General features: G+C 62.4%; 16 protein-coding genes. 6 read left to right on the top strand and 10 right to left on the bottom strand.

What is annotated here, in order from left to right; all coding sequences use genetic code 11:
• The first annotated feature begins 30 nt into the window (after positions 1-30).
• Positions 31-1,419 (top strand): hypothetical protein, encoded by a 1,389-nt coding sequence (locus tag FE781_RS11165; protein WP_170209520.1) that lies wholly within the window; start codon positions 31-33, stop codon positions 1,417-1,419.
• Entirely contained in the window at positions 1,385-2,167 is a 783-nt protein-coding gene (locus FE781_RS11160; protein WP_170209519.1) for a hypothetical protein, read from the top strand. The genes FE781_RS11165 and FE781_RS11160 overlap by 35 nt, the downstream gene beginning before the upstream one ends.
• A gap of 12 nt (positions 2,168-2,179) precedes the next feature.
• Here FE781_RS11160 and FE781_RS11155 read toward each other — a convergent pair whose 3' ends face one another.
• Together FE781_RS11155 and FE781_RS18155 are read right to left on the bottom strand one after the other, a co-directional pair.
• Positions 2,180-2,359 carry an RNA polymerase sigma factor gene (locus FE781_RS11155; RefSeq protein WP_138789703.1) on the bottom strand — a complete coding sequence of 60 codons (180 nt, stop codon included), beginning with the start codon at positions 2,357-2,359 and terminating at the stop codon, positions 2,180-2,182.
• Positions 2,326-2,613, bottom strand: coding sequence for an RNA polymerase sigma factor (locus tag FE781_RS18155; RefSeq protein WP_379252843.1), 288 nt, complete (start codon positions 2,611-2,613; stop codon positions 2,326-2,328). Before FE781_RS18155 ends, FE781_RS11155 begins: the two co-directional genes overlap by 34 nt.
• Before the next feature lie 245 nt (positions 2,614-2,858).
• On the opposite strand from FE781_RS18155, the gene FE781_RS11145 reads away from it, so the two are divergent.
• Positions 2,859-3,632, top strand: coding sequence for an acyl-CoA dehydrogenase family protein (locus tag FE781_RS11145; RefSeq protein ID WP_138789701.1), 774 nt, complete (start codon positions 2,859-2,861; stop codon positions 3,630-3,632).
• Here the strand turns inward: FE781_RS11145 and FE781_RS11140 are convergent.
• The 7 genes from FE781_RS11140 to FE781_RS11110 form a co-directional block, all read right to left on the bottom strand.
• Positions 3,617-5,143 (bottom strand): polysaccharide deacetylase family protein, encoded by a 1,527-nt coding sequence (locus FE781_RS11140; RefSeq protein WP_138789700.1) that lies wholly within the window; start codon positions 5,141-5,143, stop codon positions 3,617-3,619. The two genes, FE781_RS11145 and FE781_RS11140, sit on opposite strands and share 16 nt — an antisense overlap.
• Before the next feature lie 198 nt (positions 5,144-5,341).
• Entirely contained in the window at positions 5,342-6,205 is an 864-nt protein-coding gene (locus FE781_RS11135; RefSeq protein ID WP_138789699.1) for an aldose epimerase family protein, read from the bottom strand.
• A 189-nt stretch (positions 6,206-6,394) separates the two neighbouring features.
• Positions 6,395-6,949 (bottom strand): thioredoxin-dependent thiol peroxidase, encoded by a 555-nt coding sequence (bcp, locus tag FE781_RS11130; protein WP_246068145.1) that lies wholly within the window; start codon positions 6,947-6,949, stop codon positions 6,395-6,397.
• A 118-nt stretch (positions 6,950-7,067) separates the two neighbouring features.
• The gene (locus tag FE781_RS11125; RefSeq protein WP_138789698.1) at positions 7,068-8,045 is read right to left on the bottom strand and encodes a PfkB family carbohydrate kinase; all 978 of its coding nucleotides are present in this window, start codon (positions 8,043-8,045) and stop codon (positions 7,068-7,070) included.
• Positions 8,046-8,109: 64 nt separating this feature from the next.
• Positions 8,110-8,898, bottom strand: a complete 789-nt coding sequence (locus FE781_RS11120; protein ID WP_138789697.1) for an ABC transporter permease — start codon at positions 8,896-8,898, stop codon at positions 8,110-8,112.
• 3 nt (positions 8,899-8,901) lie between these two features.
• The gene (locus FE781_RS11115) at positions 8,902-9,696 is read right to left on the bottom strand and encodes an ABC transporter permease (protein ID WP_138789696.1); all 795 of its coding nucleotides are present in this window, start codon (positions 9,694-9,696) and stop codon (positions 8,902-8,904) included.
• Positions 9,693-10,766 carry an ABC transporter ATP-binding protein gene (locus FE781_RS11110; protein WP_138789695.1) on the bottom strand — a complete coding sequence of 358 codons (1,074 nt, stop codon included), beginning with the start codon at positions 10,764-10,766 and terminating at the stop codon, positions 9,693-9,695. The genes FE781_RS11115 and FE781_RS11110 overlap by 4 nt, the downstream gene beginning before the upstream one ends.
• Before the next feature lie 272 nt (positions 10,767-11,038).
• Between FE781_RS11110 and FE781_RS11105 the strand changes: the two genes are divergently transcribed.
• Together FE781_RS11105 and FE781_RS11100 are read left to right on the top strand one after the other, a co-directional pair.
• On the top strand, positions 11,039-12,055 hold the full coding sequence (locus FE781_RS11105) for an LCP family protein (protein WP_425464976.1): 1,017 nt from the start codon (positions 11,039-11,041) through the stop codon (positions 12,053-12,055).
• 299 nt (positions 12,056-12,354) lie between these two features.
• Entirely contained in the window at positions 12,355-13,686 is a 1,332-nt protein-coding gene (locus FE781_RS11100; RefSeq protein WP_138789694.1) for a glutamate-1-semialdehyde 2,1-aminomutase, read from the top strand.
• 314 nt (positions 13,687-14,000) lie between these two features.
• Here FE781_RS11100 and FE781_RS17495 read toward each other — a convergent pair whose 3' ends face one another.
• Positions 14,001-14,177: a hypothetical protein gene (locus FE781_RS17495; protein ID WP_170209517.1), complete on the bottom strand. Its 177-nt coding sequence runs from the start codon at positions 14,175-14,177 to the stop codon at positions 14,001-14,003.
• A 218-nt stretch (positions 14,178-14,395) separates the two neighbouring features.
• On the opposite strand from FE781_RS17495, the gene FE781_RS11095 reads away from it, so the two are divergent.
• On the top strand, positions 14,396-15,478 hold the full coding sequence (locus FE781_RS11095; protein ID WP_138789693.1) for a DNA alkylation repair protein: 1,083 nt from the start codon (positions 14,396-14,398) through the stop codon (positions 15,476-15,478).
• The last annotated feature ends 42 nt before the right edge of the window (positions 15,479-15,520 follow it).

The following is a 15,520-nucleotide window of genomic DNA, read 5'->3' as shown; positions in this document are numbered from 1 at the left end:
CCAAATCGAAGGAAAAGGAGTTGGTACGTCATGAGGAAAGCATTTCGCATGTTGCTGATTACGGCCTTTTTTATGTTGTTCTGTTTCCCCGCCTATGCTGCTCCGAACCAAGACGACGAATCGCTTGAAGGAACGGGCATCGCCCTGCCGATCGCTTCGTTCAACGAACTGTACGGCAAGCCGGGCAGCTCGGCTGACGCCGTCAGCCGCTTGGACAAGAACGCTTCCATCCGGTTGTACGACATTCAAATCCAGGACGCTGAGGTGCAATTCAAGGCGGATATTCAATACGGGAACGAGAGCAAAACGCTCGCCGCCTCCGGCGAATTGTTTAAAAGTTACAAACAGCAGAGCTCGATCAACAGCGTCGTGGGCGACCTTTCGGACAGCGGCGGTCAATTCGACGTCCTGCTGTTCGAAATATACAATGACAAAGCTGCGGACAAGACGATCGCCGACAATCGGCTGAGAAACGCTCCGCACCTGAAGCTGTACATCAAGGACCGGGCAGATCAACTGCTGTTGTTCGAGTTGGCGCTGCCGGACTCGCTCAAGAACGTGGTCGTCACACACGATAAGAAGATCGATACGATGAAAGATTTCTTCTGGTTCGCTCGAGTCATCGCCCCGTATGAGCAGAAGGAGCTTCCCACCGACGAGCCGCTGAAGCGGATGCTGGGCGTCAGGAATCCGTCCGACGGCTTCGGCACGACAGCCGTCGGCTACTTCTCGGATTGGGTCCATAGCACGACATACTACGCCTCCTTCTATATTGGCAACGATCTCGTCCAAGCTTATTCATTGCCTTACGGCTCTTGGAAGGCGCTGGACGTTACAAACGAATCCACCTGGACGAACAGCTTCAAAATCGCCGAGCGTGTCAGCGTAAACGGCACGACGGACCGCCGCTTGGACAACCCTTTCCGCTACCAGAACGTCAAGCTCGCCACCGCCGTCGGCGCGAAATCGACGATTGTTCACGCCATGATCGACGGACGGCTGTCGAGCGGCTCTACCGGATCGAAGCTCGGAATGAAAATATTCGAGAAGTTGCATACCCGGTTATTGCCCGCCGCCCCTTCTATCAGCGAAATCCGAAGCTGGATCAATGCCATTATCGACACGGGCACGGACAAAGACGTCGTATTGGGAACCTCCAACATTAAGTTGAATTCCGACCCTACCGTCGTCGAGGGGGCGAACTCGAAAAATCACCAGCTGTTCCGCTATACGGATATTAACGGAACGAACACGGGACATCATCTGATTCTTCAGACGACGGTGCAATACGAAAGCGACACCAAAACGTCGGCTACGGCCAACGGCGTCATGACGGCGAAGTGGGACGTATATTACAACGGTCTTCTCCACGATTCGAGCAGCAATGAAGTCACCTTTACGTACTACGTTGCGCCGTAACGAACGCAACGGACGGAGCGGCGGCTTTCGCCGCCGCTTTGCTATTCGCACGGCGAACGATCGGCCTCCGTTCCGGTTGGCAGACTACCCCAAACGTTGTAATATAAAGAAAAAAGAGGGTGATCGCTTGCACCGTTGGATGCAGGTCTTACGAACAAAGCGCGGCCTCATCGCCGCCTGGACCGCCTTTGTTGCGGCTGTCGTCTTCGCTGCGGGGCAATATGCCGCGAAAGAAAAATATGAAGCTTACGTCTCTTACCGGCTGGATGAGGATATGCGCCGGTTCGTCGAGTGGTTGGAAACAAGCGATCGGATCTATGCCGACATCCTGGAGAAGGGAACGATCAGAAGCCGCCAAAGACATCTGTTAATGTCGTTGCATGAGGACATGGCCGGCATCCTCAGAGCATATCGCGAACTTGCCGTTCGTCTCGGGCTGCGAGACGACTCGTTTCACTACACTCAAAGCACGGTGAATGCTATGAAGATAGTGCGTTATTTCTACGATGGGGAGGTCGAAGGCCCGATCCAATTGGATCAATCGAGGCGAGACCACATTACGGCCTTTCGCGAGTTCGATGCGACCTGGCTCGCCGCCGTCGATCGAAGTACGGCATCGTATCGCGTCCATGACGCTTCGTGGCATCGGCTGCTCGACGCGATCGAAACCAGCACGACCGCATTCCTTGCCGAGCGCCAACTCAAAACACTGGATGACTTGTGGCTGGATCGAACAGAAATCCGATGAACCGTTCCGCCATTATGGATTCATTTTCTTCCGAAGCGCTTTTCTCGCCCGATGAAGCTTCTGCTTAACGGCCCCTTCCGTCCATTCGAAGGCGCAGGCGATCTCGCGGTTTGACTTCTCGTTCCACTTCCATTCGATCAATTTCCGGTACTCCGGATTCATCTCCTCGAGGCATTCGCGAACATGCTGCAACAGCAGCTTCGTCTCGACCTCTGTTCGGTGGTCGCTTTATGGCAAGACAGACGAGCCGCAATGCCTTCGAGGTCCTCTCCGAGACGGAATTTGTTCCGTTGACGGATCGCATTCCTCGTCAGATTCCGAGCGACCACTTTCACCCATGCCACGAATTGCGCTTCCGAGTCGACGCCGGGCGGATGGCGAAGCGCTTTCAAAAATGTTTCTTGCGCGACTTCTTCCGCCGTCCCATGGTCCTTCGCGATGTTCATCGAAAACCTGTACGCCAAGCGGTAGAAGTCAGCGTAAACTTGTTTCTGCAAGGATACATCCAAAGAGAAAAACTCCTTGTCCAGTAACCGTCGCAGATTGTCCTTCATGATCTCCCTCCTTTGCCGACGAAGATGGATCTGTTTATAAATTATATATTTTTTTGTAAATTTTGTAATACCCCTTCCGGAACGCGTCTTGAAGTGATCCGATCTCGGGCTGCGCCATGCGAAAATAAGCGGAGCGGCTGCCGGACGGCAGCTACCGGCTGAACGGCCGCAAGACGTTTACGACGCTGGCTCCGGTGCTCGATTATTTTATAGTGACGGCCGTGCTGGACGATGCCGAAGCGGAGTTTCTCGTTCCCCGCGAGACCGCGGGAGTGTCGATCGACCCGACCTGGCGCATGGCCGGCATGCGGGGAACCGCCAGCCACGACCTGGTGCTCGACCAGGCCGTCGTGCCGGAGGAGGCGCTCGTGTACTCAGCGAAGAAAGCGTACCATCAGTCTCCCAATCCGTATCTGCTGCACATTCCGGCCTGTTATCTGGGCATCGCGCTGGCCGCCCGCAAGGAAGCCTTGAAGTTCGCCGCGTCGTACCAGCCCAACTCGCTCGACCATCCCATCCTGTACGCGCCGAATGTGGGCCAGCAGCTCGGACAGATCGAGCTGGAGCTGTCGGCCGCGCGCCACTACCTGTACGCGGTGGCGGCCCGCTGGGACGAACTGCGCGGGCGGCCGGAAGCGGCTTCGCTCGTGCCGGAGCTGGCCTCGGTCAAAGTCTTCGCGCTGCAGACGGCGCTGTCCGTCGTCGACCGGGCGATGCGCATCGTCGGGGCGCACGGGCTGGCGCGCTCCCATCCGCTGCAGCGGTTGTACCGGGACGTGCGGTTCGGCCTGCACAATCCGCCGATGGAAGACCTGGTGATCGCCCGGTTGGGCAAACGGGCCGTCGCGGAGGCGGAAGCGGCCAAGGAACGCGCCGGGCTCGAACCGGCCGATCTTCATCGCGCGCGGTAAGCCGCAGCGGCATGAGCCGACAACCCGACGGCGGCCGACGCCGCCAGCACGATCGCCGCCGGACCCCACAGCAATTTCTCCAGCCGGCCGTCCGCCGGACGTCCCGAAGACGACGGGGCGCCCTCGGACGGCCGGTTCCGTTCCGGGCCGCTCCAGAGCGGCGCCCGCCAGCCGGCAAGACTCGGCGCGAAGCTGCCGGCCGGCATCAGCTCGACGTGCCGCTCCGGCGCCAGATCGTAGCGGGCGACGCCGCTTCCGAACCATTCCGCCGCCGTCCGAAGCGGCACCCGGAGCTCCCCGCCGACCGTCTTCATCTCCGCCAGCGTCAGCCGCTTCGTGTATCCCGACAGGTCGATCAGCAGGACGGAGCGGAGCGCGGGATCGATCCGAATGACGCGCTTGCCGGCCCGAACCGTGACGGCGCCGCCCGGCGCTTCCGCCGGCCGCGCGTCCGCCCCGAGAACTTCCGCCAGCCGCGCCGGCGATACCCAGAAGCGGCCGCCGGTCAGCTCGTATTCGCCGGCTTCGAGCGTCGCCGACCGTCCGGAAGGACCGGCCGTCAGACGCAGCGGGCCCTCCTCCCGGGAGCCTTCCCCGGGGACGGCGGGCGAATCCCCGCCGATGCCCCGCTCCGCCGCGATCCGCCGCGCCTCCGCCAACAGATTCCCGAACCGCTTCTCCGTCATCGGCCGGCCCGGCGGCGTGCCGGGACTGTAGCGGAACTGCACCGGCTCGACGGAAGCATCCAGCTTGCCGAAGCGGTAGCCCTTGTCCTTGTAGTAGCGGATGATCTCGGGGAGTGCCGCCACCGTCTGTTCGCGGTTGCCGCCGTCGTGCAGCAGCACATGCGGCGCGGCGGGAAGCTTGGCCGGCGTCGCCCCTCTGACGATGTCGGCCGCGCGGGCATTGCGGCGCAGCGCGTCCCCGCTGTCCACGTTCCAGTCGAAGACGGCATACCCCGCCTGCTCCAGCAAGTAGAAGTGAAACGGCGTAAAGTGTCCGGACGAGCCGCCGGGGGCGCGCACGAGCCGGGGCGCCTCGCCCAATATGCCGGCCAAGATGCCGGAAGTGCGTTCGACCTGATCGCGGAACGATTCGTATTCCGGGTACAGCTCGCCGTACCGGTGATTATACGTATGATTGCCGATCGCATGGCCCTCTTCGGCCACCATCCGCACGTAATCCGGGTACGCTTCCGCCTGGGAGCCGAGCATGAAGAACGTCGCCTTTACGCCCTCCTCTCGCAGAATGTCCAGCACCTGCGGCGTCCACTTGGAGGGGCCGTCGTCAAACGACAAATAGACCGTCGGTTCGTCCGGAGCGGCGTACGCCCGGTCGGGATATACCCGTTCCCCGCGCACCAGCCGCTCGTAGACGGCCCGATCGGCCTCGGTCAAGGCTGGAGACGTTTCCCGCTCCGCCGCCGCCGCGACGCCTTCCGTCCCCGCCGCTATCGTAACCAGCGCCAGCGCCCAAGCCGCCAGCCGCCGCGTTTTCAAGGTTTTCCGCATGCAAGTCCCTCCGGTTCATCTATCAAATCGGCTCTCTGACCGTTTGCTAGATGATATGAACGGAGGGCTTATTTCAGAACCGTCCTTCTGTACGGCATCCCCGCGAAAAAATCGTGCCGGCGATCCCCTGAAGCGCGGACGAGCGAAGGGCGAGCCGCGGTTGCGCGGATTCGCCCCCTGCAAGCGGGCAGTCCTCGCCTAAACCCGCTCGATCGCCAGTTCCGCGGACAAGGCGGAGTTCGGGGCGACCATCACCAGTTCCGGTCCGCGGTTGAGCTCGCCCGTCATCGCCATCCACGGCTCGACGCAGATGAACGGCTTGCCTTGAACGGACCACAGCACGACATAGTTGAAATGCTCGCTGTACGTCATGCGCACGCGGGACCCGGAGGACAGCGGAAACGCGATTTCCGGCGTTTTCGGATCGAGCAGCGCCACCGATTCCACCAGCCCGTTCAGATCGATTGCCCCGTTCACCGGCTTCTCCGTCATGTCGTTGTAGTCGAGGTAACGGGTCGCGTCCGTCTCGTAGACGATGGCCTTGTCCTCCGTCGCAAAATACGGATGGAAGCCCGGATACATCGGCATCGGCCGGTCCGAACGGTTGACGTACTGCTGGCGGATCGTCAGCTTCCCGTCCTTCAGCGCATAGGTGAACCGCAGCGTGAAGGCGAACGGATACGACTCCAGCGTCTCTGCGTCGCTGTCCAGCGTCAGCTCGAGCGCCGCCTCCCCGTCCGTCGACCGTCCCGTCACGCGCCACGGCTTGACGCGCGCCACGCCGTGGTTGCGCATGCGGTAGGTCCGGCCTTCCCACTCGTATTCGCCGTTCCGCAGCTGGCCGCTGATCGGGAACAGCACCGGATTGCCGCCGCGGATATTGGCCTGCGGGTCCAGGAACGTGCCGCGGTCCAGGTAAAACAATTCCTCGCCGCGAAGCCGGCAGCCGATCGCGATGCCGCCCCGTTCGGGGCAGATGCGGACGGACGAGCTTGTCGACGCCTCCGTCAGCTCATAGATTACATATCGGTCTGTATACGTATCGATCCGGTAATCCGTCATGGCTATGCTCCCCTTCGGTCCGGGCCCGGTTCGCCCGGCTATTGGTTTCGAGTTCGCGCCGATCCCGTCCGGACGGACGAGAAGCGGCGCATGCGGCTTGCCATCGGGCCTTCCGCGCCATTGCGGCCGCGCCCGGCCTAGCACTTTAGCCCCTGCTTTCGTGCGCCGCCGGTTCCGCTCCTCGCGTCTTCACGTCTTTGACGCCTTGGACATAGCCTTCGTTCCGGCTTTTTTCCCTCCGGCCGCCTCCGACAGCTCGCGCACCGCCTCCAGGACGCGGTCGACGTGGTTTTTGACCCGGATGTTGCGCCATTCGCGTACGATCCGGCCATCCGGTCCGATCAGAAACGTCGAGCGCACGAGTCCCATGTACTCGCGGCCGTACAGCTTTTTCCTCGCCCAGACGCCGAACGGGCCGATCCACTTGTGCTCCGGGTCCGAGACGAGCGGATAATTCAAGCCGTATTTGGCGATAAATTTGCGATGCCGCTCGATCGGGTCGGGGCTCACGCCGATCACCTGCGCCCCGGCGGCTTGAAACTCCGCGGCGTAATCGCGGAAATCGCACGCCTCCTGCGAGCAAGTTGGCGTCAGATCCTGCGGGTAAAAAAACAGCGCGACGAACTTCCCGCGATAGTCCGCGAGCGACACGTCCTTTCCTTCCGTCGACGGCAGCTTCGCCTCCGGCGCAAGGTCGCCGACTTGCAAGGGCGCGGCCGGCGCGCCGTTTTCCGGTTTCATCATCGTATGTCAGTCCTCCTGTTCCGTATGCCGATGCTTACAGCCATTTCTATGCGCAGATCCACGCCCGTTTATGCCGCCAAGCGTCGGCCGTTTTCCTTGTAGGGCCGGTTGCTCCGGATTACCGACGCTCTCCCGCCAGCTCTCTCACCTTCTCCAGCTCGGGCAGAGCCGGGATCGCGCCCGGCGCGGTCGTCGTCAGCGCTCCGGCCGCGTTGGCGAACGCTGCCATCCGGCGCACGTCTTCCTCCGTCAGCGTATCCAGCGTGCCGCCCGCATCGAGATGCCCCAGCAGGCCGAACAGCAGGCCGGCCCAGAACGAGTCGCCCGCGCCGGTCGTGTCGACGGCCTTGACGGGATAGCCCTCGACCCGTCCGTCCGCCTCCCCCAGCCGGAAATAGCACCCGTTCGGCCCGAGCGTCACGACGATCAGCCGCGTGCCGAATTCGCGGAACAGCCGCTCCGTGCCGGACCTCAGGTCCGTTTCGCCCGTCAGGAAGACAAGCTCCTCTTCGGACAGCTTCAGCGCGTGCGCCAGCCGCAGCCCCCGGCGTATCCATTCGCGCGCCTCGTCGAGGCTTCCCCACAGCCGCTCGCGCAGATTCGGATCGTACGAGACCAGCGCCCCGGCTTCGCGGGCGCGGGCCGCCGCTGCCAGCGTCGCGGACCGGCTCGGCTCGTGCGTCATCGAGACGGAGCCGAAGTGGAACACGCGCGAACCTTCCGCCAGCTCCGCCGGAACCTCCGCCTCCGTCAGCAGCATGTCCGCGCCCGGCTGCCGGTAGAACGTAAACGAGCGATCCCCGTCCGGCGCCAGATGCACGAACGCGAGCGTCGTACGCGCCTCGCCCGACACGGCCAGGCCGCGGACGTCGATGCCGCAATTCTCCAGCGTACGCCGAAGCGAAGCGCCGAACGTGTCGTCCCCCACCTTGCCGATAAACGCCGTCTTCCTGCCCCATTTGGCGAGCGCCGCGAGCACGTTCGCGGGAGCGCCGCCCGGATTCGCTTCGTAAGCCGGGTTGCCCTGCGCCCCTGCGCCCGCCGGCGTAAAGTCGATCAGCACCTCGCCGATCGCCGTTGCATCCCATTTTTTCATGAAAGTCCCCTCCACTAGTTCTGGTTTTTCCGTCTTTTCCGCCCCGCGAACGGTCATCCCCCGTTTACGAGCCGGCCCCCCGGTATTTGGACACGCCCCGGTTCCAGCAGAACAGCCCGACCGCGAGAAATACGAGGCCGACGACCGGCGTCATCAGCGCCACCGTCCCCCAATCGTCCCGGTCGAGGAAATACGCCGCCGGGTAAAATCCGACAAACGCAAACGGCAGGAAAAACGTCAGCAGCCACCGGATCGCCCGATTGTAGATCGTCACCGGATAACGGCCGTAGTTCTGAATATTCCAGACGAGCGGCAGAATGCCCGTCGGGGCGTCCGTGTAGAACGACAGCGACGTCAGCGCGATATACACTCCGCCGTAGATCAAAACCGAGCCCGCGGCGAGCAGCAGCAGCACAAGCGGATCGTGCCACGCCAGCTCGACGCCGAGCCGAGGCCACGCATACGCCATGATGAGCAGCCCCGCAAGCGCCGAGAACAAGGACGCGGGATCCATATTTTCCAGCAGCAGCTGGTACAGGTTGTTCACCGGGCGCGTCAAGACGCGGTCCATCTCGCCCTTGACGATATACCGCTCCGAGAAATTCCACAAGTTGAAAAAGCACTGGAAAATGCCGTACGGCACCATAAAATACCCATAGATGAAAATCATCTGGTCGAGCGTCCAGCCGCCCAGCCGATCGACGTGTCCGAACACGACCAGCACGAAAAACAGGTTCATGCCGAGAAACATCAGGTCGCTTACGATCTCCACCCAGAAGTCGGAACGGTACGTCATGCGCGTCTTGAAGTAGTTTTTCAGATAATCCAGCCAAAGTGCCGCATAAAACCGCATCGCTCAACCTCCCTGCACGAACAGTCGCCGGCGCGCCGAGCGCCACAAGAGCGCGATCGGAACGAGCAGCACGGCGCACCAGAAGGCCTGCAGCCCGAGCGCCTGCCAGGCGTCCGCGCCCCGCGCTCCGCTCGCGAACACCGAACCCGGCACATACGTGATCGCCTGGAACGGCAGCCACTTCACGATCGTCTCCGCCCAGCCCGGGAACAAGCTGACCGGAATGACCAGCCCCGACAGCAGATCGACCGCCACCCGCTTCATGCGCATGAGGCCTTCGTTATTTTCCAGGTAGAAGGCGCAGAGGCCCGTCAGCATGTTGATCTGCGAATGGATCAGGAAGCTGAACCCGATCATGACGAAGAACATCGCCCACACCGCCGGATCGGCCGGCAGCTTCACGGGGAACAACAGCAGCGCGACGGCCAGCCCCGGGATCGTGAACAGCAGCAGCCGGAACAACCCTTCGCCGAGCGCCTGCATCATTTTCACGACGAGATAGTGGTAAGGGCGGATCATCTGGATCGCCAGGCTCCCGTCCCGGATCTCGTTCGATATTTCGCGGTCGAGGTTGTTGAAATAAAACGCCCGCGCCATCCACGACACCGCGACGTAGGTCGTCATCTGGCCGGCGGTCAGTCCCGCGAGCTCGTCCCTGCCGGAATAAATGGCCTGCCACAGGAAATAATACGCGCCGATATTGATCGCGTAGATGATAATCCCGTTGTAGTAGTTCATCCGGTAAGCCAGCATCGTCATAAACCGGATGCGAATCAGCTCCAGGTAAGCGCCCGTCATGCGCGCATCGCTTCCCTGCCCGCCGGGGTGCCGCCCGTTTCGGCCGGGCCGGCCCCGCCGGCTTCCGCGCTGCCGACGCGGTAAATCTCGCGCACGATATCGTCGGTGTTCGGCTCCAGAATCTTCATATCCCGGATGTCGAACCGGCCGACTACCCGCGACAGCACGTCGGAGACGGCGACGGCGTCGCCCTGCCGCGGAATCCACACGCTGGCGGAGCCCTCGGCGTTCACGGACCAGCGCACCGGCATGTCCGGCGTCAGCATCTCAAGCTGGGACAGCGGCACGGGCGAGCCGAACTGGAACACGATTTCCTTGCCCTTGCCCCACGTCGATTTCAGCTCCTCCAGACCGCCGTCGTAGATGATGCGGCCGTCGTCGAGCATGATGACCCGCGAGCAGAGCGCCTCGATATCCTGCAGGTCGTGCGTCGTCAGCAGGATCGTCGTGCCGTGCTCCCGGTTCATCTCCTTGAGAAATTCGCGGATTTCCGATTTGACCACGATATCGAGGCCGATCGTCGGCTCGTCGAGGAAGACGATGGACGGGTTGTGCAGCAGCGCCGCCGCCAGCTCGCAGCGCATCCGCTGGCCGAGGCTCAGCTTGCGCACGGGCCGGTTGAGGATGTCCTGCAGTTGCAGACGTTCGACCAGCTCGTTCAGCCGCTTGTTGAAGTCCGCTTCGGGCACCCGGTACACCTTGCGCAGCAGGCGGAACGACTCGATGACGCCGATGTCCCACCATAGCTGGCTCCTCTGCCCGAATACGACGCCGATGCCGCGAACGAACTTCTCCCGGTCCTTGTACGGCACGAAGCCGTTCACGCGCAGCTCGCCGGACGTCGGCACGAGGATGCCGGTCAGCATCTTGATCGTTGTCGATTTTCCCGCGCCGTTTTCTCCGATATATCCGCAAATTTCCCCTTGGGGAATGGCAAAGCTGATATCCTTGACGGCGCGGACCAGCGTGTATTCCCGCCGGAACAGATCGCGGAACGCGCCTTTAAGCCCTTCCCGGCTGCGCTGCACCTTGAATTCCTTGCGCAGCTTTTCGACTCGGATGGCGTACATTCGGATCCCCCCATTCGACTTTTGTGTCGATTGTTTATATAATTTCTATATCATCATACAATAACGTCTGGCAGGGATAAACGCCAGCCGGCCTCGCCGGATTCGGCGACAGCCCGCTAAGCGTTCGTGAAGGAACGGATTCGTCCTTTCGAGAAAAAATGAAAACGGGACGCTGTTTCTCGCCTTTTCCTTCTTCCATCCTCAAAACCATACGCGGCGGAGGCCGCAAGGAAAGGAGTTGCGAACCCGTTTTGAAAAAAGCGCTCAAGTGGATCGGCCTGCTTCTCCTGCTGTTTATCGTGCTGCCGGGCACTTATTATGCGATTGATTTGTACCGTTCGATGGACAAGCTGAACGACCGAGAAGGCAATTCGCCGCTGTCCGAATTTTACGAGGCGATGCCAACGGAGAAGCGCAACGAGTATACGCCTCCCAAGTGGGAGGGCAAACAGCGGGTCAATATCCTGCTGCTCGGCGTCGACTCCCGCGGGGTCAAAAGCAAGGAAATTCCCCGCTCCGACTCCAATATGGTCGTCTCCATCGATCCGGCGACGAAAAAAGCCCATCTGTTCTCGATTCTTCGGGACACGTACGTCAACATCCCCGGCCACGGCAAGGACCGGTTCAATGCGGCCGTGGCGATCGGCGGCCCGAATCTCGCGATGAAAACCGCGAGCGACCTGTTGGGCTTGCAGGTTCAATATTATGTGTATACCGATTTCCAAGGGTTCATCAAGGTCGTCGACGCCGTCGGCGGCGTGGAGATCGACGTCGAGAAGAACATGAAGTATATCAGCAAGGCGGACGGCCCCGAATACTCGATCGATTTGAAAAAGGGGCTGCAGCGGTTAAACGGCCATCAGGCGCTGCAGTACGTCCGGTTCCGCCACGACGCGCTGTCCGACTACGCCCGCACGGAGCGTCAGAGAAAATTCCTGACCGCGCTGGCGAACGAGCTGCAGACGACGTCGTCGGTCTTGAAGCTGCCGCGCATCATCCGCGACATCGACCCGTATATCGACACGAATCTGACGGTGAACGATATGATCAAGCTCGGCATGCTGGGCATGGAGGCGCGTTCGAACGGCATCGTCGGGGAGCAGATTCCGCCGAGCCATCTGCTGCAGGAGCGGACGATCGGCGGAGCTTCGGTGCTGACGGTCGATCCGAAGGCGCTGCAAAAGCACGTGCAGGACTTGTTCGCCGCAGCCGGCGCGTCCCCGTCGCCTTCCGGCTCGGCGCCGCCTTCTTCTTCGCCGACGCCGCGGCCGACCGCCAAGGCGAGGTAAGCGGGGCGGGCCGACTTTCGGCCGCCGCTTCGGCCGCGTCTCGCCGGATGCCGCGTCAGCCTTCATCGACGCAAACCGAATTTTGTGTAACTGCAAATGTCGAATGTGCCGCCACCGCCGCTGCAACCGCACATGTTCTCGTTGCACGCGGCCAATTGGGCCGATTATGGCGATTTCGACAAAGGCAGCGAGAATTGATGTAACTGCAGCGCAAAGACTCTAGCAAACGTCTGCCAGCGGGCCGGCACTTCGGCATTCGTTCGAAGTCCGGCCCGGAGTTTATAAGGAGCTGATCGAACATGTCCCCTACTGCAAACACCTCGGCGCGGCCTCGCTCGGAGCAATTGTACCGCGAGGCGCTCGAACACATCGTCGGCGGCGTCAACAGCCCGTCCCGCTCGTTCAAGGCGGTGGGCGGCGGCGCGCCCGTGTTTATGAAGCGCGGCCAGGGAGCCTACTTCTGGGACGAGGACGGCCACCGCTATATCGACTATTTGGCCGCGTACGGCCCGATCATCCTCGGCCACGGCCATCCCCATGTCGCGGAGGCGATCTCGCGGGCGGCGCTGAACGGCACGTTGTACGGCACGCCGACCGAGCTTGAGATCACGTTCGCCCGCATGCTGAAGGACGCGATTCCGTCGCTGGACAAAGTCCGCTTCGTGAACTCCGGCACGGAGGCGGTCATGACGACGATCCGCGTCGCCCGGGCGTATACGGGACGGACGAAGATCGTCAAGTTCGCCGGCTGCTACCACGGCCATTCCGACCTGGTGCTGGTGGCCGCCGGATCGGGTCCGTCGACGCTGGGCATTCCCGACAGCGCGGGCATCCCGGCAGGCATCGCGCAGGAGGTTATCACCGTGCCGTATAACGACCCGGAAGCGCTGGACGCCGCTCTCGATCGCTGGGGCTCCGAAGTCGCCGCCGTGATGATCGAGCCGATCGTCGGCAACTTCGGCATCGTGATGCCGAAGCCCGGCATCCTGGAGCATCTGTGCCGGGCCGCGCGCGCCCACGGAGCGCTCGTCATCTACGACGAGGTGATCAGCGCGTTCCGCTTCCATTACGGGGCGGCGCAGACGTACGGCGCGGCATTCCCGGACACGGCGGCGATCGAGCCGGACCTGACGGCGATGGGCAAAATCATCGGCGGCGGACTGCCGATCGGCGCGTACGGCGGCCGCCGGGAGATTATGGAGCAGGTCGCCCCGCTCGGACCGGCTTACCAGGCCGGCACGATGGCGGGCAACCCGGCGTCCATCGCCGCAGGCATCGCCTGCCTTGAGGCGCTTCAAGCGCCGGGCGTATACGAGCATCTGACGAAGCTCGGCGCCCGCCTCGAAGCCGGGCTGGCCGAAGCCGCCGGACGTCACGGCATCCCGCTGACGATCAATCGGGTCGCCGGGGCGCTGTCGACGCATTTCTGCGACCATCCCGTCACGAACTACGCGGAGGCGCAGGACACCGACGGCGAGGCGTTCGCCCGGTTTTTCCGGCTGATGCTGGACCAGGGCATCTGCCTCGCCCCGTCGAAATACGAAGCCTGGTTTATCACCACGGCGCACACCGAAGCCGATGTCGACGCGACGATCGAGGCCGCCGACCGGGCATTCGCGCAGATGCGCTGACGGCAAGAGTCCCCGCAGACGCGGCAACGGCGTTCCGTCCTTCTCACGAAGGCGGAACGCCGTTTTTCTTCGGGAGATGCGGGCCCCCGGGAGAAGGCCCGCCGATAACAGAACGAAGCTCGACTTCGCGTTCCGTTCGCCGGAAATCCCGGCCCCGTGCCTGGTCCTCAGCCGCCCGCCGCTCTTGAAGCCTGCGTGCACTTGCCGCTCTTGAAGCCGGCACGCCCCCGATTTTGCAAGGCTGCCTGCCGAGTTTTGCCGCCCCCCCGCCAGCCAGCCTCCCCGCGGATAGGGGCCGCCGTGCCGGCTGCCGTCTAATCTTTCTCCGACTGCGCCTCGGACCGAAGCCGGTCCTCAAGATCGCGGCGGAACTGTTCCTTCTTCGCCTCGTCCCGCTCGGCCGCTTCCTTGATGAGGTCGCGCCGGGGCAGCTTGGAGTTGATGTTCAGCAGCACGAGCAATATCAAGAGCAGCAGGATCGTATCGATCATTTTGTTGCGTTCCTCCCCGGATCGTGAATTTTTCTTCCGTCACGCATCGGAAGCGCAAGCCGTCGGGCCGCTTCCGTCTCCCATACGTACGGGTCGACCGCCGCATGGTTTCGCCCCGGATCGCGTGCATGCAACGAACGCCGCACGCCGGGAGGTTGTGCGAACGTTTGTTTGGTGTTATACTGGTGTCAATTCTTTAGATGCGAGACGGTGATCATGTGGCGGATAAATTAAAGGACCGACTGAACCGGGAGTTTCTGGAGAACTTCGCGTCCGTTGCGCGGAGCGTCCGCGCGGATTTCCCCGAGGAGCGATTCGTGAGCCTGGCGCTGGACGGCGATTGGGAGCGGCTGGAGCTTAAGCAGCGATTCTCCCGGCTGGCCGAAGTTCTGCGCGAGACGCTCCCGGGCGATTACCGCGAAGCGTTGGACGTGTTAAACCGGCTGGCTCCGGTCTGCAGCGGGTTCGAATATTTGTTTTTCCCCGCTTTCGTGGAGCGGTACGGTCTGGACGACTGGGAGGCGTCCTTGCCCGCCCTGGAATGGCTGACGCGCTTCTCCAGCGCCGAATTCGCCGTTCGGCCTTTTATCGTCCGCGATACCGAACGGATGATGGCGCAGATGCTGCGCTGGGCGGAGCACGAGAACGAGCATGTGCGCAGGCTGGCCAGCGAGGGCTGCCGTCCGCGTCTTCCCTGGGCGATGGCGCTGAACGGGCTGAAGCGCGATCCTTCGCCGGTCCTTCCCATTCTGGAGCGGCTCAAGCGGGACCCGTCTCTCTACGTCCGAAGAAGCGTCGCCAACAACCTGAACGACATCGCCAAGGATCACCCGGAGCTTGTGAAGGAATTGGCGGTCCGCTGGTCCGGGCAGCATCCCGATACGGACTGGATTCTCCGGCACGGCTGCCGGACGCTGTTCCGTCACGGCGACGAGGAGGCTCTGTCGTTGTTCGGATACGAGTCCGCAGACGACGTGCGGGTAAGCCGTCTCCGGCTGTCCGCAGAGGAGGCGCGGATCGGCGGCAGCCTGACATTCGAATGCGAGATCGCGAACGGGTCGGACAAGCCGCAGAAGCTGCGCGTCGCGTACGGGATCGACTTCGTCAAATCGGGCGGCAAGCTCTCGCGCAAGTGGTTCAAGCTGGCGGACAAGCCGTTCGCTCCGGGCGCAACCGTTCTGTCGCGGTCGCATTCGTTCCGCAATCTGAGCACGCGCAAGCATTACCCCGGTCCGCACCGGCTCGTCATCGCCGTTAACGGCGATGAGAAAGCCGCCGCCGAATTTCTTCTGCGGGAATGAGCTGCCGCGGGGCCGGCTTGGCGGACAAGCCGCTCCCTTCCC

The organism is Paenibacillus thermoaerophilus, assembly GCF_005938195.1.
GTDB lineage: Bacteria > Bacillota > Bacilli > Paenibacillales > Reconciliibacillaceae > Paenibacillus_W > Paenibacillus_W thermoaerophilus.
Note: the sequence above shows the minus strand (reverse complement) of the source record. Positions and strands in the feature narration are given on the sequence as shown.